The following is a 23,364-nucleotide window of genomic DNA, read 5'->3' as shown; positions in this document are numbered from 1 at the left end:
CATCCTCATGCTGCGATTGCGAGATCGTGAGGTAAACCGCTTGGCGCGTCAACACGCCCGCTTTCTCCAGAGGCCGCGATGGCGCCGACGGGCATAGGAGCCTGAAACGGCTCGGGTCTGAACGACGCCGCGTCACCCGGCAGTCCCTTTGCCGGAAAGTCAGGGACGGACACTCGCCGTCGCATGCTGCCGTGGAGGGCGCCGACAGATGCTCCATCGCCTCACGTTCCAGGCGCGGCGCTGCACCGTGTCGCCGAAGCGCCAGAACAGGGTTTTCCGTTCATGCGGACCGGCCCGAACGATCGTCCAGCACTCCTCCTGCGGCAGGGCCACGATGCGGTGGATATGGCTGGCCTCGATCCGGTGACGCGAGCCCGGCTGCCGTTCGACGAACGCGCTCTGCCAGCCGCCGTCGGCGTTGAACGTGAACACCTCCTCGATATAGCCGCCCGACAGGATGGTGGTCTCGAACGACCAGGGGTGGTCGTGCGGATGGGCGTGGGGTTCGGGCCGGACGAACCGATGCAGCGCGCGGCCATCGTCGAGATGATATTTGATGAAGGCCGGCGACATCCGCTCCACGCGCACGATCGCGGTGCCGGCCGGAGCATGATCGTGCGCGAGCTGGGGAATGCGGCGGGGCACCGGCGGCACATGCCATCGTCCGGACCGAACGAGAAGAGGCCTTGCAGCGCCTCGAGACACGTCGACCGGCGCAGACGCGGATCGGATGGGTCGGCCGCTAGACACGGGAACGATCGCACGCGCCACCCGCTTGATTCGCATGGACCAGAACGAAGCCCCGATCCTCGACGCGCTGGCCGCGATGGAGCGGCGTCCGCCGATCGGGTTCGGTGCGCCGGCGCATCACCAGGGGGCGGCGATACCGGGCGGGACGCGCGCGCTGCTCGGCAAACGCGTGTTCCGTGCCGACGTACTGACGCCGAAGGGTCTCGATGACCGCACCGAAGGCGCGCACGTGCTGCAGCGGGCGCATGAAATCGCGGCGGAGGCGTGGAACGCGGACTTCTGCCGCTTCGTCACGGGCGGATCGACGCAGAGCCTGCATACCGTCCTGGCGGCGGTCGCCGGGCCGGGCGATACGGTGCTGTTCGCCGCCAACGCGCACAAGGCGGAGCGGGCATATGCGCTGGTGGGCGGGCTGAACGTCGGCATCGTGCCGGTCGCGATCGACGCGGCGTGGGACGTCGAGCATGGCGTCCGCCCGGAGGCGCTTGCCCGCGCGCTTGCCGACCATCCGGACGCCAAGGCCTTCCTGCTAGTGAGCCCGACCTACTTCGGCGTGACGAGCGACATCGCGGCGCTGGCCGACCTGTGCCACGAGCGCGACATCCCGCTGATCTGCGACGCCGCCTGGGGCGGCGCGTTCTTCTTCTCGGAACGACTGCCGGCTGACCCGCTGACCAAGGGTGCCGACGTGGCGGTCTACAGCCTGCACAAGACGATGGGAGCGCTCGCCCAAGGATCGGCGATCCTGGCCAGGAAAGGCGTGCTCGATCTCCAGCGGCTGGCGCTGTCTTACGAGTTGTTCGAGACGACCAGCCCATCGGTGCCGATCCTCGCCACGCTGGACGCCACGCGGCGGGACCACGCGCTCGGCGGTGAGCGACTGTGGGCGGACGTGCTCGATATCGCCGCCGACCTGCGCCGCCGGCTCGCGGCGATCGACGGCCTGCGCATATTCGACGCAGGTGACGTGCCGACGGGCGCGGAGCTGGACGCAAGCAAGATACTGGTCGACGTGTCGGCACTCGGCGTGTCGGGCTATGCGATCGACGACTGGCTGGTGGCGAAGCATCGGGTCAGCGTCGGCCTGTCGGACGCGCGGCATCTGCTGCTGGTGGTCTCGCTCGGCACCCGCCGCGCCGACGTGCGGGCGTTGACCCGCGCGCTGGAGGATATGGTCGCAGGGCTCGCGGCCGGGACCACGGACCTGCCGCTCGCGCCAACCGCTCCCGGCCTCGCCACGCTGGACATCGACATGGCGATGGATTCGCGCAGTGCCTTTGCCGGGCGGACCGAAGCGATACGGATCGAGGATGCCGCCGGGCGCATCGCAGCCGAGACGATAGCGCCCGCTCCGCCTGGAGTTCCACGCCTCGTTCCCGGCCAGCGGATCACCATCGCGCACGTCGACTGGCTCGTCGCGCAGCGCCAGGCGGGCGCGTTCTTTCTCGACCCCATGGACCCGTCCGAACGCACCGTGCGGGTGGTTGCTTCCAGCTAGAGCGGCGGCGGGCGCAAAACGGCTTGATAGAGCCGAACTCTGCCACTCACAGCCTGATCGCGGCTCCTGGGCTCCGGTGATCGTTCAGTTTCGGTTAGGGCCGGACGATTGGGAGAGGCCGTATTCCGCCCGTCAGCCGCCGTGCGTACTGGAGATCGCGAACAGGCCGGCCGCGCCCAGCACATAGAGGATAAGGACGGCAAGGGAGTCGATGCCCATCCGCAGGATCTGCCGCCTGGGCCGGAAGATCAGCCCGGCGGCATAGACGCAGGTCAGCAGCACGCCGAGACCGGCGAGATAGATGTCGCTTGCCTTCGCGTCAGGCAGCACCGCCTTGCCGGAGATGACCACGGCGAGCAGGAAGAGCACAGGCAGGAAGGCGTTGCCGCCGAAGATGTCGCTGACCGCCAGCTGATAGTCCTTCATCCTGACCGACGTGATCCCGGTCGACAGTTCCGGCAGCGAGGTGGCGGCCGCCAGCACGGTGGCGCCGAACAGGACGCCACTCAGGCCGATATGGTCGGCGATGGCGTCACCGCTCAGTTCAAGCAGCACGCCGGCGGCCAGCGTCGCGATGGCGGCGGCGAGGAAGATCAGCGCGACACGCACCGTGCTCTCGCCGCGTGTGCTGGAGGCGCCGTCCTTCTTCGTCTGCGAGTGGCCCTTGGGCTCCTCCTGTCCATCGGGCGCGGTGCCGCTCGCGTCGTGCCAGGGCAGGCCCTTGCTCGCCCTGCTGGAAAGCCACAGGCCGATCAGCCACAGGAGGGCGATCATTACCGCGCCGGGGGTCAATCGCGCCGCGATCAGGGTTCCGGGCAGCTGCGTCGCCATGATCGACACGATCAGCACCGCCACCACTAGCACCGCCTCGATCACGAGCGTGAGGCTGGCGGCGCGGTAGGTCAGCGGCACCTTCTCCTTCATGGCGACGTCCATCGCCGCCAGCACCAGCGTCTGGATGGCGATACCGCCGAGGATGTTGCCGACCGCGACCCCGAGATTACCCGCCACCGCCGCGCTGACGGTGATGGCGATCTCGGGCAGGTTGGTCGCGATGGCGAGCACGACGATGCCGCCGAGCGCCGTGCCGAGATGCAGGCGGGACGACAGGATGTCAGTAGTGTCGGCGAGTTTCACGCCGGCGACCCAGATCACCCCCGCACAGGCGGCGAAGATCGCAAGGAGGATGGGCAGGCTCAGTTCATCGAACATTCGTCACCCTCGATCGAGAGTGCCTTTTTCCAGATTGTACGCGTCAAACTCAAGCGCGGTCTTCACGCGTGCGCCCGCTCCTTCAGGGCGGCCGCCATGCCGGCATTGCGCGTTCAACCGCCGCTCACGCCCGGCTGGTGGAGAATGGCACGTCGATCGAAAGACCCGGCAGGCGAGAGCCTTCCGTGCCTGTTCGTCACAGGCAAGTGAGATGATCGTCAGGCGTTCACGGACGACGGCGTCTCCGCTCTGGGAAGAAGTGTCTGGCGCTTGGCAAGCACGGAGCCGTTGGTTTCGCGCTCCTCCCGGATCAGGCCCGTCAACTGGCGACGCGCCCGGAGCGGAGCGTCGTCCACACGCAGGGCGAATTTCGGCACCGACGAGCCGGTCGCGTCCAGCTCCTTCTGCTGAAGCTCGATCATCTCCTTGTCTTCGTCGAACGTCCGATAGTGCGCGGCGATGATCTGATCGGTCAGCTGGTGGTCGTCCTGCCGGAAATTGCGCGTATGGGCCCAGAAATAATGGGTGCTGCACCCGGTTTCGGGCGTGAGCAGATGGAGGATGCGGGACACCAGGGCCGCGCCGTCCCGACGACCGGCGGGGCGTGCGCCGACATCGGTCATGTTGATCGCCGGCGCGGTCCAGATGGCGGTCTGCCAGCGATCGATCCGGGCGTCGCTGCCGGTAAGGAGGCGGAAGAACGGGGGCGGCACGATGTCCGGCATGTCGCGGTGCGCCCGGACGACCTTGTCGTCCAGACTCACGCGGACGGGGTAGTCGGCGATCGGCTCTTCCTCTTCGTTCCCGATCGTCGACTGATGGATGTAGTTCTCGTGGCTGAGATCCAGGAGGTTGTCGGAGAGCAGGCGATAGTCACCGGCCACGTGCGTGTAGCCGCGCGAGGCGGCCCAGCCCGGCGAATCGAGCCAGGGTACTTCGGGGATCAGCTCTGCGTCGGCGGCAGCCTCTCCGAGCCAGATCCAGATCAGCCCGAAGCGCTCGATCACGGGGAAGGCGGTCGCCGCCGCCGCCGGCGGGATCGTCGACTGGCCGGGAATGTGGACGCACGCGCCATCGGGTCCGAACGTCATCCCGTGATAGCCGCATCGCACGAGATCGCCGCTGCGCTTGCCGGCGGAAAGCGGAACCAGCCTATGGGGGCATCGATCCAGCAGGGCCGCGGGCCTGCCGGTGCTCGTGCGGTACAGCAACACCGGCTGGTCGAGGATGCGGCGGGAGAGCAGTCCCGCGTCGGGCAGATCGCCGGCCCAGGCGGCAACATACCAGCAGTTGCGGAGAAACATCGGAGTCCTTCCTTGGCGCTCGGGCCGGCGCGTCGCCCGTGTCAGTTGGCGGCGGGTTCGTCGGCGATGACGTTCGCCAGCACGCCGATACCGTCGATCTCGATCTCGACCGTGTCGCCGGGTTTCATGAAAACCTGCGGATCGCGCTTCGCCCCCACGCCGCCGGGCGTTCCGGTCACGATCACGTCGCCGGGAGCGATCGGCGTGAAGGTCGAGCAATATGCGATCAGCTGATCGATCGGAAAGATCATGTCGGCCAGCCGCGCATGCTGCATCACCTGACCGTTGAGCCGCGTCTGCAAGGTCTGCGTGGCCGGCGGGCCGAACTCATCTGGCGTCACCAGCCAGGGGCCGAACGCGCCGGTCTGCGGGAAATTCTTGCCCGGCGTGAACTGTATCGTGTGCGCCTGCCAGTCGCGCACCGAGCCGTCGTTGTAGCAGCTGTAGCCGGCGATATGGTCCAGCGCGTCGACGGCGGCGATCCGCCGCCCGCCTTTGCCGATCACGACCGCGAGCTCCCCCTCATAGTCGAGCTTGATCGATTCCGGCGGGCGCAGGATCGCCGCCTCATGCCCGACCTGCGAATCCGGAAAGCGGGTGAACACGGTCGGGTGGGCCACCTCCGCTCTGCCGGTTTCCCGCCGGTGATTTTCGTAGTTCAAGCCGATGCACAGGATCTTGCCGGGCTCTGTTATGGGCGGAAGGAAGCGCACGGCGGACAGGTCGATCGCTTCGCCCGCCGCGCGATCGAGTTCGCCGGATGCCAGCGCCCCCGCGGCGATCGCCGCCTTCAGCGTCGGGTGGAGCGCATCGAGCAGAAGGATCTTGTCGTCGACGACACGTCCCCAGCGCGCCTGACCCTCTATAAGCACTGTCGCGTAGCGCACCCTTGCCCCTCCTCATCGGTGTCCAACACACCATTGCATCCAAGCCATAAGTTATGCTAGCAGAGTGAATAGTGTCAAGCGCCGCGGTTCGCGGTGAGGGAGAGCGGAATGAGGGTCGAAGAAGGCGTGTCGATCGCGGCGGATCTGCCGGGCCGGACCACTCCCATCCTGTCCGCCCATGTCGCAGGCGTCGCGCTTACCTCGCCCGATATCGCGCGGCTAGCGGCGTTCTATGTCGAGGTGATGGGATATTCGGGCGGATGGAACCAGGGCGGATGGATCGGGTGGATGGACGGCCGCTGGCTTTCCATCGTCGAGGGGCGTGCCAACACCATCGACCATGTCGCATTCGCCCTTTCCGAAGCGGACGGCGTCGGCCGGCTCCGAGGCCGATTGGCGAACGCGTCGATCCCGTTCGAGGAGATTGCGGCCGATGACAGGCTCGGCGCGGCGATCGCGCTCCGCGATCCGGACGGCAACCGGCTGCTGTTCGGTTCGTATGCAGCGGCCTCGCCGGCCGTAGGCGAGGAGCGAGGCGCCGCCCGTTTGCAGCACATCGTCTTCGCGAGCGATGCGACGGTCGATCTGGTTCGCTTCTACTGCGATGTGATCGGTTTCGCCGCGTCGGATTATGTACGCGACGCGAGCGGTGATCTGACGTCAGCGTTCCTGAACTGCGGACCGGAGCATCACAGCCTGGCCCTGTTCCGCGCACCGGCCAAGCGCATGGACCACCTCTGTTTCGACATCGAGGCGTGGTCGAATATCCGTGACTGGGCCGATCGCTTCGCAAGCCACCACGTGCAGTTGCGCTGGGGCCCGGGGCGGCATGGCCCCGGCAACAACCTGTTCTTCTTCGTGAACGATCCGGACGGGAACTGGCTGGAATTCTCGGCGGAGCTGGAGCGGCTCGAGGCCGCCAGACCGATCAAGAACTGGGTGCATGAGGAGCGTACGTTGAACAGCTGGGGTGCGGCGCTGATGCGCAGCTAGCCGGGGCCGGCAAGAGGTCGGCGTCGTTCACCCGGCGACGGTGCCAACCGGCGTGCAGCGGACCATCGAAGGGACCATGAACGCCAAGATCGCGGTCGACCAAGTGATCTAGAAAGAAAGGGAGATGATGCCGATCCTTTCAGCATGCCGCCTGTTCGACGTGCCGGATGCCCGAGCGTCCGCCGCTGTCGCGATCACGGTGGAGCATCGCCGCCGTGGCTGACTTCGTCCTCGTTCATGGCGGCTTCCATGGTGGCTGGTGCTGGAGCAGGGTTGCCGACATCCTGCGCGGGCATGGACATCGCGTCTGGACTCCCACGCTGACCGGCCTCGGCGAGCGGTCTCACCTGCTCGCGCCCGGCATCGATCTGACCACCCACATCAACGACATCGTCAATGTGCTGCGGTGGGAATCGATCACCGATGCGGTCCTGTGCGGGCACAGCTATGGCGGCATGGTCATCACGGGCGTGGCGGATCGGGCGCGGGAGCGGGTTCGGCGTCTCATCTATCTGGACGCCGCGGTTCCCGAGCACGGGCAGAGCTTCCTCGATCTGATGGGCAATGGTGCGGCCGTCATCGCCCAGGCGCGGGCGCAGGGGGACGGCTATCGCGTGCCGCCGATTTCCGCCGAAGGTTTCGGCATCGAGCAGGCGGACGACCGCGCCTGGGTAGACAGCCTGACGACCGCGCAGCCGCTCGCGACCTGCACGGAGCCACTATCGTTCCAGCATGCCGGCGGTCCGACGCTGCCACGAACCTACATCCACGCCCTGCGCGCCCGCCGTCGCTCGGGCGACATCCACGCCGCGCTCGTGGATCGCGCCGACTGGCGGACGCGGACGATCGATTGCGGCCATGAGGTGATGATCGATCGGCCGGATGAGCTGGCCGCGATGCTGATCGAAGAAGCGGCGGCATGACCGCAAGACCGCGAACGGAAGAGCAATCCCGCGACCGAGCATCATGACCCGCGACGGCGACGGCGAGAGCGTCGCTGCAGCCCTGCCAAGGACTGATCGCACATCCTTATCCACCCCCGCAGACGCGGGCATCCCTAATCCCGGACGAGTCGATGGCCATGGACATGAAAGACCAACCTTCCGCCAAGCACGCCAACGGTGCGGCGCCTGCGTTCCTGCGCAACTGCTGGTATGTCGCGGCCTGGGGCAGCGAACTTCCGCCGGGCACGCACATGAAGCGCATCCTGCTCGATCGCCCGATCCTGCTGATGCGCGACGAGGAGGAGAGGGCGGCCGCGATCGGCAATGTCTGCCCCCATCGCTTCGCATCGCTCAGCGCCGGCCGGTTTCAGGACGGGCTGGTGGAGTGCCCCTATCACGGTCTGCGCTTCGACATGGCCGGCCGGTGCGTGCTCAACCCGCACGGCGACGGCCGCATCGCGGAGCGGGCGCGGGTCCACAGCTATCCGCTGGTGGAGCGCCACGGCGCACTGTGGATCTGGCCGGGTGACGCGGAGGCGGCCGATCCCGCGAGCATTCCGGACCTCTCGTTTCTCGACACGCCGTCGCCCGCGGATCGCGCCCCCGGCTATCTGCTCACGCCGGCCAACTACCAACTCGCCTCCGACAACATCCTCGATCTCAGCCACTCGGATTTCCTGCACCACGCAACGCTTGGCACCGCGGGCGAACTCGCGGGTTCGCCGGCGAAGGCGCGGCTGCACGGGGACGCCGTGACCATCGAGTGGGCGTTCGAGGGGAAGGGCATGGTGCTGCAGCGGCCCTTGCGTGACCATGCCGACGTCCACACCCGCTTCGAGGTGAGCTGGTATCCTGCCGGCGTGATGATCATCCGCAACGAGGTGCAGCTGGCGGGCGATCCCGCATCGCTGAAGAAGAAAGCCGGCGTGCACATCATGACGCCGGAGACCGCCAGAACGACCCACTATTTCTTCGAAAATGGCGAGGCGGAACGCAAGCAGATGCTCCAGCTCGCGCTCAAGGTGTTCGAGAGCGAGGACGGCGTGATGCTGGAAGACGTCCAGGCCAACATGGGCGGTCGCGGCTTCTGGGAGATGGAGCCGCTGGTCCTGTCGAACGACAGCGGCGCGATCCTCGCACGGCGCGTGCTGGACCGCCTGATCCGGCAGGAAATGCGCTGATCGGATAACGCGGCGTCGCGGCCCTGCCGGACGCCGCACTGGCCGCTAGTAGAGGCGCGCGACGACCGACTTGTTCTCCATGAACGCTTCCAGCCCCATCGCTCCGCGTTCGCGGCCCCAGCCGGATTCCTTGTACCCACCAAACGGCAGCGAGAAATCCTGCACGCTGTAGCAGTTGATCCAGAGATTGCCCGCCCGCACTGCCCGCGCCACGGTGTGCGCCTTCTCCAGCGATCGCGTATAAACCGCGCCTGCCAGCCCGTAGCGCGTGTCGTTCGCCTGCGCGATCGCCCAGCCCAGATCGTCGAACGGCGTGGCGGAGAGTACCGGGCCGAAAATCTCCTCGCGCATCACTGTCGCGTCGTGCGGCGCGTGCGAGAAGATGGTCGGCTCGATGAAGAAGCCGGTCTCGCCTCGGCGCTTGCCGCCCGAGACGAGCTCCGCGCCCTCAGCGACGCCGCCCTCGATATAGCCCATGACGCGCTCGAATTGCTTCGCCGATATGACCGGCCCCATCTGCGTGCCCGCGCTCAGCCCGTCGCCGATCACGAGCTTGCCGGCGGCCTCCGCCACCGCCGCGATAAGCCGGTCGTAGATGCCGCGCTGCGCATAGAGGCGCGAGCCTGCCACGCAGGCTTGGCCCGAATTGGCCATGATCCCGTTGAGCACCGCCGGCACCGCGAGCGCCAGATCGGCGTCGTCCAGCACGATGACGGGCGACTTGCCGCCCAGCTCCAGCGTTACCCGCTTGAAGTTGCCGGCCGCCGCCTGCACGATCTGGCGGCCGACCGGGGTCGAGCCGGTGAAGCTCACCTTGTCGACATCAGGGTGCGCGACCAGCGCGGCGCCGGCGACCGATCCCAGCCCGGTGACGAGGTTCACCACACCCGCCGGCACGCCCGCGTCCAGGACGATCCGAACCAGGTTGAGCGTGTTGAGCGAGGTATCCTCGGCCGGCTTCAGCACGGTGGTGCATCCGGCCGCGAGCGCGGGCGCAAGCTTGTGGCAGGCCATCATGAACGGCCCGTTCCACGGCACGATCAGCGCCGCCACGCCCACCGGCTCCTTCAGCGTGTAGCCGAAATATTGCTCGCCTTGGGCCATCTCGCCCGTCTGGCCGTGGATCTTGCCGATCCAGCCCGCGAAGTAGCGGAAAGCCTGCGCGCCGCCACCGATGGTGGCGCGTGCCATCGTCAGCGGCATCCCGTTCTCGCGCACCTCGTTCTCGGCCAGCGTGTCCAGCTCCATCTCGATCCGGTCGGCGACGGCGTGCAGGATGCGCGCCCGCTGCGGCGGCGGCAGGCTGAGCCAGCGCCGTTCCTCGAAGGCAGCGCGCGCCGCAGCGACGGCGGCGTCCACGTCGCGTGCGTCGCCGGCGCTGACATGCCCGATCACCCGCTCGTCGGCGGGGTTCAGGCTGGCGAAGGTCTGGCCCGACGCCGCTTCGCGCCACGCGCCGTCGATCAGCAGCGTCGCCGCTGTGGCGGTCGCCTCGTCCTGTTCGTTCAGCTTCACGGCATGCTCCTCGGATCAGGCCCGGATGTTGCGGTTGTTGCGGAAGACATTGGCGGGATCGTAGCGGCGCTTCACCGCGCGGAGCCGGTCGTAATGCGGCCCGAACGCCGCCCGCACATAATCCTCCCCGTCGTAGCTCAGATAGTTGGGATAGATGCGCGCGGCGTTCACCGGACGCAGCGCTTCGGAGGCGGAGATCGCCCAGGCCATCTTGTCGGGTACGGCCTCACGTCCCTGCCACGGCGCCACGATGTTGTAGAGGATGTTGCCCTCGGCGCGCAGAAACGGCGTCGCCTCCGCCGGCGCGCGGCATAGCGCGCCATGGATGTAGTGGAGCACGCCGATCATGCAGTCCTGCGGCCCCCCTGCGGCTACGATCCCGGCGAAGGTCTCGATCACCGGCTCGCTCAGCCCCGCGAACTCGCCGCCGCGCAGGAACATCGTGTCGAACCGCGGCGCGGCGCCCGCGAAAGCGGCGAAGCCCTGCGCCTTCACCGTGTCGATCACCGCGGGCGCAAAGGCGCGCAGCGGCGCGAGCGCCTTCTCCCCCGCCGCAAGCTCGCCGGACCAGCACAGCCGCACGATCGCCATCGGGGTCTTGCCCAGCGTGAACAGGACGCCGATCTCCAGCGCGTCGGGGCTTCGCGCCAGATAGTCCCGCAGGAAGCGCAGGAGCGCCGCGGGATCGGCCCGGAAGCCGATATCGCCCGCCAGCACCTGCGGCACGGAGTGCAGCCGGTAGGTGAAGCCGGTGGCCACGCCGAAGTTGCCGCCGCCGCCGCGCAGCGCCCAGAACAGGTCCGGATGCTCATCCGCATCCGCACGCAGCAGTCTCCCGTCGGCGGTGACAAGGTCGACCGACAGGAGATTGTCCACGGTCGCGCCACACGTTCCGCTCAGCCAGCCCACCCCCCCGCCGAGCGTCAGCCCGCCGATGCCGACATTCGGATTCATGCCAAGGGTCGGGACCAGCCCGTACGGCGCGCCGGCCGCGGTCAGCGCGCCCGCTCGCGCTCCGCCGCCGGCGTGGAGCGTGCGGGCCGCGGGGTCGAGCGCAAGCCGGTCGAGCCGTGCCAGATCGATCAGCACTCCCCCGTCCGGCGTCGATGCGCCGAGCAGATCGTGCCCGCCGGAACGAACCGCCACGCCGAGCTGCTGCGTGCGCGCGAACTCCAGCGCGCGGGCGACGTCGGCAGGGCTATCCGGCTGCACGATCACCGCCGGGCGGCGATCCTCCACCGGCGTCGTGCCCTTGCCCTGCCGGACGGTGGGGTAGGCGGCGTCTCCCGGGAGGAACAGGGCGCCCGACAGGCGGCCGCGCAGCGCCGCGATCGCCCGGCGATCGGGCGTGCGTGCCTCCACGCGCATCCCCGTTGCGACCGATGCGGCCATCGCCCCCGCGCCGGCAAGCACATCCCGCCGTGGCATCATCACGCCTCCCCTCCCTGATCCGTCGCGTGCGTGGCGATGAACCGCACCGCCTCCGCCCGCCATGCCGACCCGCGCGACGGCGGCGCGTCCAGCCGGAGATGATCTTCCGCGCCGGTGGCATAGCGCGGCCAGTATGGCAGGCCGGGCGCATTCGGATCGCCGCCCGCAGCAAAGGCCAGCCAGTATCGCGCCATCAGATCGGCCATGGTCGCATCCTCGGGCCGCTCGTGCGGCAGGGTGTCGAGCAGCACGCCGGTCTGCTCCGAATGGGTCGGCGGCCGATCGCTCCGGCCGTGGCGGTAGGCGTAGACGTAGCGGAAGACCGGTGCTTCGGCGGCGAAGGCGCGCGCCAGCGCATCGACCGGATAGGTGAAGCCGCGGTCGCCGTAGAGCGCCGCGAACATCGCCGGCACCTCGGCGTCGTTCGCCACCGGATAACAAGCGAGCGCCGCGCCCGCGTTGCGCCCGAAGATCGCGGCGACGAACGCCTCATACTCCGCCACGGTGCGGATCGCCATGCGCGGGCCGAAGAAATGCCCCTCGTCCTCGTTCGTGCCGATGATCGCGGGAACTGCGGCGAAGCGCCCGGCGGCGAACCGCGTCCCCGCGGGCAGGAACCAACCGTCGGCGATCGGGCGGAGCGGCCGGGCGAGCCACAGGCTGGGCGAGACGGGCGCGAGGCCCCGCGCGCGCTCGGCCAGCGCTTCGGCGGGGATGGCGCGGATCTCCGCGGCGGTCGCGCCCAGCCCTGCGCCGTGACGCTCGGCCTCCTCGCGCGGCAGCAAGGCGCTGAACGATCCCGGCGACATCAGGATCGCCCGCTCGTAGGGCCGCGCCACCTGCGGCGAGGCAAGCAGCAGCGCCCCCATCGTGGCGCCTGCGGATTCGCCGAAAAAGGTGATGCGATCGGGATCGCCGCCGAAGCCGGCCACGTTCCGTCGCACCCAGCCGAACGCCGCACCCTGATCCATCAGGCCGTAATTGCCCGACGTGCCGTGCGCCGCCTCTGCGCTGAGCGCGGGATGCGCGAGGAAGCCGAACACGCCCAGCCGCACGTTGAACGAGACGACCACCGCGCCGCGCGCGGCAAGCCGGGCGGGATCCTCCTCGGCGAAGGCGCCACTGCCGAAGGTGAAGGCCCCGCCGCACGACCAGACGAGAACCGGCCAGCCGCCCGTGCGACGCTCCTTGGGCGTCCAGACGTTCAGGTACAGGCAGTCCTCGTCCATCGCCGGCGCGCGTGAGCGCCGCAGGCCCGGCGGCTGGATCGGATCGGGGCCGAAGGCGGTCGCGTCGCGGATGCCCGTCCACGCCGCCGCAGGCGCGGGCGGGCGCCACCGCCCGGGTCCCACCGGAGGGGCGGCGTAGGGGATGCCGAGATAGGCCCAGCACTCGGGCGCGGCGGACGCGCCGACGACGCGGCCCTGGTCCGTTTCCACGATCGGCGCGTCACGCATCGCCCGGACCCTAGCGCGCCGGTACGGGGCGGGCGGCGGGCGCGGCGGGTTCGCTCGCGCTGCGGGCGCGCAGCAGCATCGCGATGATCATCAGCGCCAGCGCGCTGAGCGCGCCCGGCAGCGCCGCCGCGACGAAAATCTGGCCCGCGCTCCAGCCCGCCGCCACCAGCGCGCCCGCGATCACCGGCGCGCTCGTCGCGCCGATACGGCCGATGCCGAACGCCCAGCCGAAGCCGGTGGTGCGGATATGGTTGGGATAGGTCTCGACCAGGATCAGGATATAGCCCGACTGATAGGCGCAGATGCCGAAGGCGATGAAGAATACCGCCGCCGGCGCGAGCAAGGCGTCGCCCAGCAGCAGCGGCAGCGCCAGCATCGCCGCCATGTAGAGCGCCATCTCTATCAGCATCAGCCGGTAGATGTTGAAGCGCGACGCGAGCCAGCCCTGCGCCGCCGTGCCGAGCGCGCCGCCGATCCCGAAGGTGGCGGCCGCGTCCATCCCTGCCGTGGTCGCCATGCCCGATCTGGCGAGCAAGGCGGGTGTCCAGCTCAGCACGAAATAGATGATCGCCTGGTTGATGACGTAGGCGCCCCAGATCAGCAGCGTGAACTTCCAGAACCCGTCGACGAACAGTGCGACGATCGGCTGCTTGCCTTCGCCCGCGCCCTCGTCGTCGATCGTGACGGTGGCGATGGGACGGTCCGGCAGCAATCGCCGCGCGATCGCCAGCGCGCGCGGCACATCGCGCTTCACCCGCAGCAGGAACTGAACCGATTCGGGCACGGCGAGGGCCGCGAGCAGCGCCAGGCCCAGCGTCAGCACGCCGCCGACGTAGAGCAGGGCCTGCCAGCCGAACGCCGGCACCACCGCCCGCCCGATCACTCCGCCGATGAACGACCCCAGCGGCATGAAGGCCACCAGCCCGGCCGTGATCGGCCGCGTGTAGCGCTGCGGCGAATATTCGGACACGAGCGTGAAGATGCTGGGGATCACCGCGCCCAGGCTCATGCCCGCGAGCAGGCGCACGGCGATCAGCTCAGGGAGATTGCCCACCAGCGGCGTCGCCAGAGTCGCGATCCCGGCGACGGTCATCGCCCCCACCGTGATCGCCTTGCGCCCCAGCACCCGATCCGCCAGCGGGCTCATCACCATCGCACCGATCACGCCGCCCAGCAGACCGATCGAGAAGATCAAGCCGAAGCGGGCGAGCGGCAGGCCGAGATCGCGCATCAGATCGTGCGCCACCAGCCCCAGCATCTGCGTGTCCATTCCGTCGAACAGGATTAGCAGGCCCAGCACGGCGATCGCCAGCGCCTGCCGCGGGCGGAACGGCCCGTCGCGCATCTCGGCCGTGAAGTTCACGCTCGCCTCCCGTTTCGGCATCGCTGCGCCCCTAGAATTTGGTCGAGACCTGGACCGCGACCGAGCGCGCGCGATCGGTGATCGCAGTCACCGCGTTCGAGGCGGTCATCACCGAACGATAGGCGGCGGTGACCCTGTCGGTCACGTTCTTGCCGATCACCGCCACTTCCCACCGATCGCCCGGCCCGCTGATCGCCGCGCGAAGATCCAGCTTGGCGTAGTTGGGCTGGTAGAACAGCGGATCGATGCTCGCCTGCTGATAATAGCCCGAACTGAAATACACCCATGAGCCCAGCTTGGCGCGGATATCCGGCGTCACGTCGAAGCCGTAGTTGGCGTTGACGCTGCCGCTCCACTCCGGAGCATAGGCTTTCGTCCGCCCCGACAGGTTCTGTCGGCAGCCGGTAGGCGTCGTCACCAGCTGCAGCTGGGTGCACGGCGCGTTGGGATATTCCAGGTAGATGGCGTCGAGGTAGCCGACCGTCGCCGTTATGTCGAAGCCGCGTACCGGCCGGGCGGTCAGCTCGAAATCCACGCCGCGCACGCGCGCCCGGCCCACATTGGCGATCACCGATTGCGGCACGCCTGCGGCGGTGACGATGGTGGTCGATTCCTGCAGCCCCTTGTAGCGGCTGTTGAACAGCGCGACGTTGGTGGTGAGCCGATTGCCGAACCAGCCCGCCTTTATCCCGCCCTCGAACGACCGCACCGTCTCCGGCCCGAACACGTCGCGGCTGTTGCCGATCGCCCAGCCACCCGCCTTGAAGCCGGTGGTGTAGGAGGCGAAGGCCATGACGCTCGACGTGAGATCATATTGCACGTTGACCGAAGGCATGAACTTGTCGTCGGTACGCCGCGTGACGGGATATTCCCCAAGCGGAAAGCCGACGCTGCCGGCGAATGCCGCCTGCGCCGTCGGCGAGAATTGTCGCCCGGCGGCAATCTCGCCGAAATCGTCGCCCACGCCGACCAGCGCGTTGCGTGCGATGGTCTTCCGGATCGAGCTGTAGCGCGCGCCGAGATTGAGCCGCAGCGCCTTGGTGAAGTTGAGCGTGGCGGCGCCGAACACAGACCGGTTCGCCTGGTTCTGGATCGCACCGACGCGCTCGGCGATCGGAGTACCCGCCGCGATCGTGCCGGGCGGAGGCACCAGCGCCGCGAAGGGCGAGAAGTAGAAGCCGTAGGACAGCCCGCCGTTCAGCCGCGAGTCGTCATAATAGGCGCCCAGCGTATATTCCAGGAAGCCGCCTTTGTCCGATTCCAAGCGCAGTTCCTGGCTGATCGAGCGGAAGCGCTCGCGCTGGGTGATCGGCAGGCCGCTGGACGATCCCAGGCCGAGGATGGTCGCGTTGACCAGCAGGGGGCTGCCGGTGAAGCGGCGGATGCGGTGATGGTAGAAGCCGGTGGTCGAGGTCAGCGTATGGTCGCCCAGCGTCAGCGCGATGTTGAGCGCGCTGCTGACCGACTCGAGGTTGAACTGAGAACGCCCGGTGCTCGTCTTGTAGTTCAGCCGGTTGTCGGCATTGCCCGCCGCGATCACCGACGCGCAACCCGGACGCAGCGGATAGCCGGGCGCGGGTGGACAGTTGAGCACCTCCTGCAGTTCGGAATTGGTGTCGTCGAACTTGGCGTAGTCCACCTTCAGGTTGATATCGAGTACGCCGGGCGTCTCGTAGCGCAACGCCACGCGACCCTGGACATCGTCGTTATTCGGTCCCTTCTCGTCGAAGCGGCGGTTCTTGATATAGCCGTTCATACCCGAGACGCGTGCGGCGATCCGCCCGGAAAGCTGCTCGGACAGCGGGCCGCCCACCGCGCCCTGCAGGTCGTATTCGCCATCGGTGAAGGCGTAGAGGGCGGATGCATAGCCGTTCAAGGTCTGGGTGGGCTTGCGCGTGGTGGCGCTCAGCGCACCTGCGATCGCGTTGCTGCCGAAGTAGGTCGATTGCGGACCTTTGAGCACCTCGATCCGCTCCAGATCGAGGAAGCCGGCGCGCGTCGCCTGCGATCGCGGCAGGTAGACGCCATCGACGAACAGAGCCACCGATTGCTCGAAGCCCATGTTGAAGCCCGATCCGATGCCGCGGATGTTGAGCGAATCGGACGCGCCCGCCTTGTTGACCTTCACCCCGCTCAACCGGTTGCCGAGGTCGCCCAGTTCCGTCACCTGCGACTGGCGCAGGCTGTCCCCGGTGGCGACCAGCACGGAGATCGGCACGTCCTGCAGGCTCTGCTCGCGGCGCTGCGCGGTGACGACGATCTCGTCGGGCGCAAGCGTCTCCGCCGCCGTCTCACCCGCCTGCGCGAAGGCCGCACCCGGCACCGCCACGACGATCGTCCACAGCGCGCTCGACACCAGAAACCCGCTTCGCACCATCTCCGCTCTCCCCTGTCGCGCGGCCGCTGTCCGCGACCTGCGCCCTGTCTTGCCAGAGCCTCACCCTGAACCGGACAACTTTAATTATCAAGACATAAGTTATGCTATAATAGCGTTAGTGGCGTTGGTGTCCCATAGCACCCATCCCGCGCCCACCGTGGCCATGTGCGCGGGAAAATATTCCACCACATCGCAGCGTGGCGCCGGCCGTGTTTCGGCCATCGCCCCCGCCGCGACCAGCCAGGTGCGGAGCTCGCCCGTTCCCGAATCGGTCGCCGCCGACCGGAAGGAGAAGAGTGCGTCCAACCGATCGAGATCGCCGGCGCGCAGACAGTCCAGCACCCATGCGTCCAGCGGCTCGTCCACCCAACCCGAAAGCGGCCCCTCCGGATCGTGCGACATGCCGCCGCTGCCGTAGATCGCGATCGGCACGTCGATATCCGCGCAGATCCGGCCCACCGCGCGGCCCAATGCGACGCAGCGGTCCCCCGACAAGGCGGCCGAAGTGCGCTCGGTTGTCTTGATGACGAGCGGGATCACGGGAATGTCGAGCTTCGGCATCAGCAGCGGGATCGGCCGGGTGAAGGCATGCGGCACCCGTAGATGGGGCCGCCCCTCGGGGTTCTGCCGCCGGCTGATCGATACGTCGAAGCCACGGCCGACCAGTTCGCCGAGCAGGTGCTCGGCAAGGGCGCTGTGCACCTTCAGGCGCACGCCGAAGCGATCGGGCTCCTCCCAGAACTTGGCGAGCGGCTCGCGATCGAAGTCGCCGTAATTGTGAAAGCCGACGAGATCCTCGGTGCCGGCGTGAACCATGATGTTGGGATTGTTGGCGGCCGAGAACCACTCGAACTGGTCGCCGCCGACGATGATGAGCGCTTGCGGCCGGTGCGCCTCCAGCGCCGCCTGCAGCCGGGCAAAAGCGCCGCGGCGGCGCGCGATCCACGCCGTCACACAAGCCTCGTCCTGCCGTGCCAGCGCCGCCGGCCGGGGCAGATCGCGGTTGATCAGGTCGAACCAGCGCGTCCAGCCCCGGTACGTATCCTGGAAGAGGATCGGTGAGTGCGACGAGGCCATTCCGGCGACTAGCGGCATGTGCCGTCCTCCCACGTGACGAAGCCGAGACCGGCGGCGGCATGATGCACCGCCAGATAGTCATGGACACGGGCGCGACAGCCCGCCCGCTCGAACGCGGCTGCCGCCGTCATCCACAGCCGCGCCTCGGCGGTGCCGGCGAGCAGGTTGCGTGACGGGAGAGCCCAGGCGCGCGCGATGTCCGCTGCCTGGCCGCGCTCGATCCGGGCCAGCAGCCAGCGGTCGAATATGTCGTCGATCCATCCCGCCATCGCGCCGCCCGGCTCGCCCGAAAGGCCGCCGCTCACCAGCAATCCCACGCGCTTGTCGGTGAGCGCGGCGGCGGCCGCCAGTGCCTCGCCGAAGCGGAGCAGCCGCTTGCCGGGGATCAGCGGGGCGACATGACAGTTGATGCTGATCGGTATGATCGGCAGTCCGCCGGCAAGCCGGGCGATGGCCTCCACGGCGGCGGGCGTAACGCCCTGCGCCGGATCTCCCTGCGGCGCGAAAACATCCTTGCCCTCCGCAACGTCGAAGCCGGCGCGCACCAATTCCTCGAGCAGCAAGGCGGCGACTGGCCCTTCGCACGCGAAGCTCGTCCGTCGCGGCGCCTCGCCAAGCGCGGTCAGCGCGGGGTCGCCCCAGGCCTCGCCGCCCGAGAGCAGGTGAAGCTGCGGCACGTTGGCCACGTCGAACTGGCTGCCGCGATCCGCGGTTATCAGGATCAGCGCGTCCAGCGCGGCGCTTGCGATATGCCTGTCCAGCGTGCCGAGCGCATCGGCGATGCGGGCGGCGTAGCCGTCGAGCAGCGCTGCGTCCTCGTCCGCCGCGCGCCGGGGCTGGATCGCGTCACCGCGCAGCAGTTGCGCCACCTGCGGCCAGGCGTCGCGCGACCGATAGAGAAGCGGGGAGTAGCTCAGCCCCGCTCCCGCGACGATCGGCATCGTTCCTCTCCCGTCGTGGCTTGACAATAAAAGCTGCGCTAGCATAACTTATCTTCTGATGGCAATACAGCTTCGGCCGAGGCCGGCGGCGGTCCCACGAAGGGGAGGCAGATGATCTACGAGGATATGGGCAGGCGCCTGATCGACACCGACTCGGGTCTGGTCGATCGGGCGATCTTTGCCGATCAGGCAATCTACGACAAAGAGATGGCCGAGGTGTTCGAGAAATCGTGGCTGTTCGTCGGCCATGAGAGCCAGATCCCGGACAAGGGCGACTACTTCCTCTCCCAGCTCGGCCGCGAGCCCGTGGTCGTCACGCGCGACGCCAAGGACGAGGTGAACGTCCTCCTCAACATCTGCACCCATCGCGGCATGCCCGTGTGCCGCTACGATCGCGGCAATGCGAAGCTCTTCACCTGCCCCTACCACGGCTGGACCTTCGCCAATAACGGCGACCTGACCGGCGTGCCGTTGCGCGCCGAAGGCTACGGCGCCCAGCTCGATCGATCCAAGTGGGGCCTGATCAAGGCACGGGTCGCGCGCTACTACGGCTCGATCTGGGCGACGTTCGACGAAGCCGCGCCGAGCTTCGAGGATTTCCTGGGAGACATGGCCTTCTGGCTGCGCGAATTCATGATGGCGCCCGACGGTGAGGATGACGGGCTGGAGGTGGTCGACGGCATCCTCAAGTGCGAGATCCCGAGCAACTGGAAGTTCGGTGCCGAGAATGCGGCCGGCGATCTCTATCACGATGTCAGCCACAAGTCCGTCCAGCGCGTCGGCCTTGCGCTCACCAAGCTGCGCGGGCGGCACACGTGGGACGCCGATCCCGCCAAGTTCAAGCTGCTCAACATCACCTTTCCGGCGGGCGGCCATGCGGTGCGCGGCAACCTCTACGAAAATCCGGGCCGCGACTATCAGTCGCAATGGGCCGCCGATCCGGAAGTGGACGCCTATTTCCGCGACGCCCATTATGCGCGGCAGAAGCGGCTGGGCGAGAAGGAGCGGCTGCTGAACCGCGGCGGCATCGTCTTCCCCAACTTCGTCTACAACGCCGCGAACCGCACCTCGATCACCAGCTGGATCCCGCGCGGCCCCTCGCGCACCGAAGTGTGGAAGTGGATCTTCGTGCCGAAGAAGGCGCCGCAGGCGGTGAAGGACGCGATGCGCAACTACCTGCTCCGCTACACCGGCCCCGCCGGCATGGTTGAGCAGGACGATTTCGAGAATTGGGGTTCCGCTCAGGTCGGGGCGAACAGCATTCTCGCGCGGCGGCTGCCGATGAACTACCAGCTTCGCCTCGGCGACCATGCTCGCTGGGCCTGGCCGGAGCGATGGATCGGCGAAGGCGCGCTGGTGGACGAGGGCGTGTCCGAACATGCCCAGCGCATCTTCTACGATCGCTGGGCCGAGATGATGAGCGGTACGCCGCAGGCATTCCGGCAGGAGGCGGCGGAATGACCAGCGAGGCAAGTCAGAACATCCTTCCAGCCGACACCGCTGTCGCCACCGCGCCGACACTGAAGGAGCGGGTCGAGGATTTTCTCGCCCATGAGGCCGAACTGCTAGACGAGCGGCGCTTCGACGCGTGGCTGGATCTGCTGGACGAGGACATCCACTACTGGATGCCGCTGGTCCGCAATTTCGAGCATGGCCGTCCGCAGGATGAATATAGCCGGCCCGGCGTCGACGCCGCCTGGTTCGACGAGGGCAAGGCGACGCTGCGCCAGCGGATCATGCAGCTCCAGGGTGGCGACCATTGGGCAGAGGAGCCGCTGTCGCGCAGTACGCACATGGTCACCAACCTGCGCATCGTCGCCGCGAGCGACGCCGAGATCACGGTCAAGTGCCGCTTCCTCGTGTACGTGAACCGGCGGGAGGAGGAGGTGCGGCTATTCATCGGCAAGCGGACCGACGTGCTGCGCCCGCACGGCGGTGACTTCCTGATCCGCAAACGCTCCATCTTCCTCGATCAGAGCAAGATGCTGTTCAAGAACCTGACGACCTTCTTCTGAACCGGAGAACCAGGGTGACGAAGCGGTTCGGATCGTTCAGGGAGCAGCTTGCGGCACGCCTGCCTTTGCTCGGCAGCTTCATCAAGACGCCGAGCGTCCATGCGATCGAGATATTGGGCGGGATCGGCTTCGACTTCGTGATCGTCGACGAAGAGCACGGGCCGTTTGACCGCGGCACGATCGATCTGCTGATGCTGGCGACGCGGGCGAGCCAGATCGCAGGGATGGTTCGCGTGGCAGGCCCCGCCTCGATCCTTGCCGCCCTGGATATGGGTGCTGACGGCATCCTCGTGCCGCACGTCGATAGCGCCGCTGACGCGCGGGCGGTCGCGGCGGCTGCCCGGTTTCGCGGGGGCACCCGTGGCTGCTCGCCCTCCCCGCGCTCGGGCGACTATGGCGCGGTCGGGCTGCACGACTATGTCGCGCGCGCCGACGCCGGCGTTTCGGTGGCTGTGATGATCGAGCATCCCGATGCGCTGGAGAACGTCGAGGCGATCGCCGCGGTCGACGGCATCGACGCGCTGTTCCTGGGCCTCGGCGATCTCGCCGTCGCCATGGGGGAGCCCTTCCCCGCCCAGCACGTGCTGCGCGCCGCCGCCGAGAAGGTCTGCCGCGCGGCGGACGCGCAGGGCAAGGCGGTGATGGCGACCGCGCCCAGCGTGGCGGCGGGCGCGTGGCTGCTCGATCTGGGCGTCACCGCCTTCGTCGTCGGATCGGACCAGGGCCTGATGCGCACGGCGGCGGTGGCGGAGCTGGGCGCCTTCCGTGCGGTGGAACAAGCGGGAGGAAGGGGATGACGGCGAACGACGGCTTCGGCCAGAACCGCGACATTTCGCTGGCGAGGCCGTGCCGCCTGGCCTCCTTCGCCCAGCTGCTCGAGGGCGAGCCGCAGCGCATCGAGCCGAACGGCGCCCCGACGTGGATCGCGCGCGGCGCGAACTTCGTCGTCGCGGCGAGCCGGGTCGAAGCGGGCGACATCGTGGCGCATCACGGCATTCCCGACGAATCGATGCTCCTTCTGACGCCTGCCGTCGCGGTCGCCATCACGGCGGCAGGGGATGAGGCGACGGTCACGGAGGAGGCGCTGGCGATCCTTCCACCCGGCGATACGCGGATCGTGGCGGCTTCGGGCGGCGTGATCGTGCGCATCTTCTCGATCCGCGCCGAGCCGTTCGCCGCGCTCGCCGTCAACGCGGCCGACTATGGCGCGGTCGACGATGTCGCGCCGCTGACGCCGCTCCCCCCGCCGCCCGACGGCTACCGCCTGCGCCTGTACCGATTGCGCGACTACAGCGAAGATGTCGGCTTCGGCCGCATCTTTCGTTCGAGCAACCTGATGGTCAACATCTTCGAGCCGTCGGCCGCCGCCCGCGACCTTTCGAGGCTCAGCCCGCACGAGCATGCCGATTTCGAACAGGGATCGCTCACGCTCGGAGGCAGCTTCGTCCATTACCTGCGTACGCCCTGGGTGGCCGATCGATCCGCCTGGCGGCCCGACCGGTTCCTCGAATGCGCCGGCTGCTCGCTGGTCGTCATCCCGCCGCGCATGATCCACACCACCAGTTGGTCGACGGGGAACGCACGGCTCATCGACATCTTCGCTCCGCCGCGCGCGGACTTTTCCGCCAAGCGGCGATGGGTGCGCAACGCGGCGGATTATCCGTGGCCGGACGTCGATCCGGCCCGCTGACCCTTGCGTCTCGCGGATGGCGCGCCGCCTTGCGGGGCTGTCGCTTCCTGATAGAGGAGCATGTCCCGCCAGTCACCTTGGGGAGAGGGCGGGCAGGATCTGGCCGTGCCTCGGCGGGGCGAAGAAAGTGCGGTGAACATGGCGAACCTCCGTAAACCGCCGGCAGACGGCGCCTTCCGCGAGCCGCACGACTACAAGACGGCCAGCTCGGCGCTCGACCCGCTGTTCCGCCGAGAGATCGACTATCTTATCCGCATGATCCGCATGCGCGAGATATATGCCGTCGAACTCATGCTCGCGCCCATCGGCCTTTCGCTGAGCGCCTGGTATCCCCTGACCGTCCTGCAGCTGGAGGACGGCATGTCCCAGCGCGAACTGGGCCTCAGGCTCAACCTCAAGGACGCCGCGATCGGAAAGGCGCTGGACGCGCTGGAGAGGGCCGGCCTCGTCATCAGGAAGAAGGACAAGACGGATCGACGCAAGGCGCTCGTCTTTCTGACGAGCAAGGGGAAGACCGCCAGCAAACAGGTCGCCAAGATGCGCGCGAAGTTTCAGGCGGTGGCGGTCGGCGGCTTCTCCGAGGCGGAAAAGGAGCAGTTCCGCGACATGCTGGAGAAGTCATACTATAATATAGAGGATTTTGTTTCGACTTTCGAAACGTCGGTCGATCCTGGTTCAGACTGAGCGTGGCCATGAACAGGCGATGTCTTAAACGAAATGCGCGGTGCC

General features: G+C 68.1%; 20 protein-coding genes. 9 read left to right on the top strand and 11 right to left on the bottom strand.

Annotated elements, in window-relative coordinates; translation table 11 throughout:
- Window positions 1-159: 159 nt before the first annotated feature.
- Window positions 160-654, bottom strand: coding sequence for a hypothetical protein (locus GNT64_RS18165; protein WP_156680802.1), 495 nt, complete (start codon window positions 652-654; stop codon window positions 160-162).
- Between the two features lie 130 nt (window positions 655-784).
- On the opposite strand from GNT64_RS18165, the gene GNT64_RS18160 reads away from it, so the two are divergent.
- Window positions 785-2,248 (top strand): aminotransferase class I/II-fold pyridoxal phosphate-dependent enzyme, encoded by a 1,464-nt coding sequence (locus GNT64_RS18160; RefSeq protein WP_156680801.1) that lies wholly within the window; start codon window positions 785-787, stop codon window positions 2,246-2,248.
- A gap of 132 nt (window positions 2,249-2,380) precedes the next feature.
- Here the strand turns inward: GNT64_RS18160 and GNT64_RS18155 are convergent, their stop codons facing one another.
- The 3 genes from GNT64_RS18155 to GNT64_RS18145 all read right to left on the bottom strand — a co-directional run bounded on the left by GNT64_RS18155 (window position 2,381) and on the right by GNT64_RS18145 (window position 5,651).
- Window positions 2,381-3,460: a sodium:calcium antiporter gene (locus GNT64_RS18155; protein WP_156680800.1), complete on the bottom strand. Its 1,080-nt coding sequence runs from the start codon at window positions 3,458-3,460 to the stop codon at window positions 2,381-2,383.
- A 218-nt stretch (window positions 3,461-3,678) separates the two neighbouring features.
- Window positions 3,679-4,764: an aromatic ring-hydroxylating oxygenase subunit alpha gene (locus tag GNT64_RS18150; RefSeq protein WP_156680799.1), complete on the bottom strand. Its 1,086-nt coding sequence runs from the start codon at window positions 4,762-4,764 to the stop codon at window positions 3,679-3,681.
- A 41-nt stretch (window positions 4,765-4,805) separates the two neighbouring features.
- The gene (locus tag GNT64_RS18145) at window positions 4,806-5,651 is read right to left on the bottom strand and encodes a fumarylacetoacetate hydrolase family protein (RefSeq protein ID WP_156680798.1); all 846 of its coding nucleotides are present in this window, start codon (window positions 5,649-5,651) and stop codon (window positions 4,806-4,808) included.
- A gap of 126 nt (window positions 5,652-5,777) precedes the next feature.
- Here GNT64_RS18145 and GNT64_RS18140 point away from each other — a divergent pair, with 126 nt between their 5' ends.
- From GNT64_RS18140 to GNT64_RS18130, 3 genes are all read left to right on the top strand, one after another.
- Window positions 5,778-6,644: a VOC family protein gene (locus GNT64_RS18140; protein ID WP_197277088.1), complete on the top strand. Its 867-nt coding sequence runs from the start codon at window positions 5,778-5,780 to the stop codon at window positions 6,642-6,644.
- 167 nt (window positions 6,645-6,811) lie between these two features.
- The gene (locus GNT64_RS18135; RefSeq protein ID WP_231639087.1) at window positions 6,812-7,567 is read left to right on the top strand and encodes an alpha/beta fold hydrolase; all 756 of its coding nucleotides are present in this window, start codon (window positions 6,812-6,814) and stop codon (window positions 7,565-7,567) included.
- A gap of 164 nt (window positions 7,568-7,731) precedes the next feature.
- Window positions 7,732-8,769 (top strand): aromatic ring-hydroxylating dioxygenase subunit alpha, encoded by a 1,038-nt coding sequence (locus GNT64_RS18130; protein WP_197277087.1) that lies wholly within the window; start codon window positions 7,732-7,734, stop codon window positions 8,767-8,769.
- 45 nt (window positions 8,770-8,814) lie between these two features.
- Here GNT64_RS18130 and GNT64_RS18125 read toward each other — a convergent pair whose 3' ends face one another.
- From GNT64_RS18125 to GNT64_RS18095, 7 genes are all read right to left on the bottom strand, one after another.
- Window positions 8,815-10,284: an aldehyde dehydrogenase family protein gene (locus tag GNT64_RS18125; protein WP_156680795.1), complete on the bottom strand. Its 1,470-nt coding sequence runs from the start codon at window positions 10,282-10,284 to the stop codon at window positions 8,815-8,817.
- 15 nt (window positions 10,285-10,299) lie between these two features.
- Entirely contained in the window at window positions 10,300-11,715 is a 1,416-nt protein-coding gene (locus GNT64_RS18120; protein ID WP_197277086.1) for an FAD-binding oxidoreductase, read from the bottom strand.
- Window positions 11,715-13,172 carry a carboxylesterase/lipase family protein gene (locus GNT64_RS18115; protein WP_156680793.1) on the bottom strand — a complete coding sequence of 486 codons (1,458 nt, stop codon included), beginning with the start codon at window positions 13,170-13,172 and terminating at the stop codon, window positions 11,715-11,717. Before GNT64_RS18115 ends, GNT64_RS18120 begins: the two co-directional genes overlap by 1 nt.
- Before the next feature lie 10 nt (window positions 13,173-13,182).
- Window positions 13,183-14,556, bottom strand: a complete 1,374-nt coding sequence (locus tag GNT64_RS18110; RefSeq protein ID WP_156680792.1) for an MFS transporter — start codon at window positions 14,554-14,556, stop codon at window positions 13,183-13,185.
- Window positions 14,557-14,566: 10 nt separating this feature from the next.
- Complete coding sequence (locus GNT64_RS18105; protein ID WP_156680791.1) at window positions 14,567-16,912, bottom strand: TonB-dependent receptor; 2,346 nt, start codon at window positions 16,910-16,912, stop codon at window positions 14,567-14,569.
- 99 nt (window positions 16,913-17,011) lie between these two features.
- The gene (locus GNT64_RS18100) at window positions 17,012-17,989 is read right to left on the bottom strand and encodes a DODA-type extradiol aromatic ring-opening family dioxygenase (protein WP_197277085.1); all 978 of its coding nucleotides are present in this window, start codon (window positions 17,987-17,989) and stop codon (window positions 17,012-17,014) included.
- Between the two features lie 8 nt (window positions 17,990-17,997).
- Window positions 17,998-18,930 (bottom strand): DODA-type extradiol aromatic ring-opening family dioxygenase, encoded by a 933-nt coding sequence (locus GNT64_RS18095; protein WP_197277084.1) that lies wholly within the window; start codon window positions 18,928-18,930, stop codon window positions 17,998-18,000.
- A gap of 111 nt (window positions 18,931-19,041) precedes the next feature.
- Here GNT64_RS18095 and GNT64_RS18090 point away from each other — a divergent pair, with 111 nt between their 5' ends.
- The 5 genes from GNT64_RS18090 to GNT64_RS18070 are packed head-to-tail and all read left to right on the top strand — an operon-like array spanning window position 19,042 to window position 23,319.
- Window positions 19,042-20,391 carry an aromatic ring-hydroxylating oxygenase subunit alpha gene (locus tag GNT64_RS18090; RefSeq protein WP_156680788.1) on the top strand — a complete coding sequence of 450 codons (1,350 nt, stop codon included), beginning with the start codon at window positions 19,042-19,044 and terminating at the stop codon, window positions 20,389-20,391.
- Window positions 20,388-20,945, top strand: a complete 558-nt coding sequence (locus GNT64_RS18085) for an aromatic-ring-hydroxylating dioxygenase subunit beta (RefSeq protein ID WP_156680787.1) — start codon at window positions 20,388-20,390, stop codon at window positions 20,943-20,945. The genes GNT64_RS18090 and GNT64_RS18085 overlap by 4 nt, the downstream gene beginning before the upstream one ends.
- A gap of 14 nt (window positions 20,946-20,959) precedes the next feature.
- Complete coding sequence (locus GNT64_RS18080; RefSeq protein WP_156680786.1) at window positions 20,960-21,742, top strand: HpcH/HpaI aldolase family protein; 783 nt, start codon at window positions 20,960-20,962, stop codon at window positions 21,740-21,742.
- Window positions 21,739-22,635: a cupin domain-containing protein gene (locus GNT64_RS18075; protein ID WP_156680785.1), complete on the top strand. Its 897-nt coding sequence runs from the start codon at window positions 21,739-21,741 to the stop codon at window positions 22,633-22,635. The genes GNT64_RS18080 and GNT64_RS18075 overlap by 4 nt, the downstream gene beginning before the upstream one ends.
- Window positions 22,636-22,695: 60 nt before the next feature.
- Window positions 22,696-23,319 (top strand): MarR family winged helix-turn-helix transcriptional regulator, encoded by a 624-nt coding sequence (locus tag GNT64_RS18070; RefSeq protein ID WP_156680784.1) that lies wholly within the window; start codon window positions 22,696-22,698, stop codon window positions 23,317-23,319.
- Window positions 23,320-23,364 lie beyond the last annotated feature (45 nt).

The organism is Sphingomonas profundi, from assembly GCF_009739515.1.
GTDB lineage: Bacteria > Pseudomonadota > Alphaproteobacteria > Sphingomonadales > Sphingomonadaceae > Alterirhizorhabdus > Alterirhizorhabdus profundi.
The sequence above is the reverse complement of the archived record's forward strand: the minus strand, read 5'-3'. Positions and strand labels throughout refer to the sequence as shown.

Coding starts and splice junctions, on each gene's coding strand:
- GNT64_RS18160 (WP_156680801.1), top strand. CDS start 785: ATGGACCAGAACGAAGCCCCGATCCTCGACGCGCTGGCCGCGATGGAG.
- GNT64_RS18155 (WP_156680800.1), bottom strand. CDS start 3,460: ATGTTCGATGAACTGAGCCTGCCCATCCTCCTTGCGATCTTCGCCGCC.
- GNT64_RS18150 (WP_156680799.1), bottom strand. CDS start 4,764: ATGTTTCTCCGCAACTGCTGGTATGTTGCCGCCTGGGCCGGCGATCTG.
- GNT64_RS18135 (WP_231639087.1), top strand. CDS start 6,812: ATGCCCGAGCGTCCGCCGCTGTCGCGATCACGGTGGAGCATCGCCGCC.
- GNT64_RS18130 (WP_197277087.1), top strand. CDS start 7,732: ATGAAAGACCAACCTTCCGCCAAGCACGCCAACGGTGCGGCGCCTGCG.
- GNT64_RS18120 (WP_197277086.1), bottom strand. CDS start 11,715: ATGATGCCACGGCGGGATGTGCTTGCCGGCGCGGGGGCGATGGCCGCA.
- GNT64_RS18115 (WP_156680793.1), bottom strand. CDS start 13,172: ATGCGTGACGCGCCGATCGTGGAAACGGACCAGGGCCGCGTCGTCGGC.
- GNT64_RS18110 (WP_156680792.1), bottom strand. CDS start 14,556: ATGCCGAAACGGGAGGCGAGCGTGAACTTCACGGCCGAGATGCGCGAC.
- GNT64_RS18105 (WP_156680791.1), bottom strand. CDS start 16,912: ATGGTGCGAAGCGGGTTTCTGGTGTCGAGCGCGCTGTGGACGATCGTC.
- GNT64_RS18100 (WP_197277085.1), bottom strand. CDS start 17,989: ATGGCCTCGTCGCACTCACCGATCCTCTTCCAGGATACGTACCGGGGC.
- GNT64_RS18095 (WP_197277084.1), bottom strand. CDS start 18,930: ATGCCGATCGTCGCGGGAGCGGGGCTGAGCTACTCCCCGCTTCTCTAT.
- GNT64_RS18090 (WP_156680788.1), top strand. CDS start 19,042: ATGATCTACGAGGATATGGGCAGGCGCCTGATCGACACCGACTCGGGT.
- GNT64_RS18085 (WP_156680787.1), top strand. CDS start 20,388: ATGACCAGCGAGGCAAGTCAGAACATCCTTCCAGCCGACACCGCTGTC.
- GNT64_RS18075 (WP_156680785.1), top strand. CDS start 21,739: ATGACGGCGAACGACGGCTTCGGCCAGAACCGCGACATTTCGCTGGCG.
- GNT64_RS18070 (WP_156680784.1), top strand. CDS start 22,696: ATGTCCCGCCAGTCACCTTGGGGAGAGGGCGGGCAGGATCTGGCCGTG.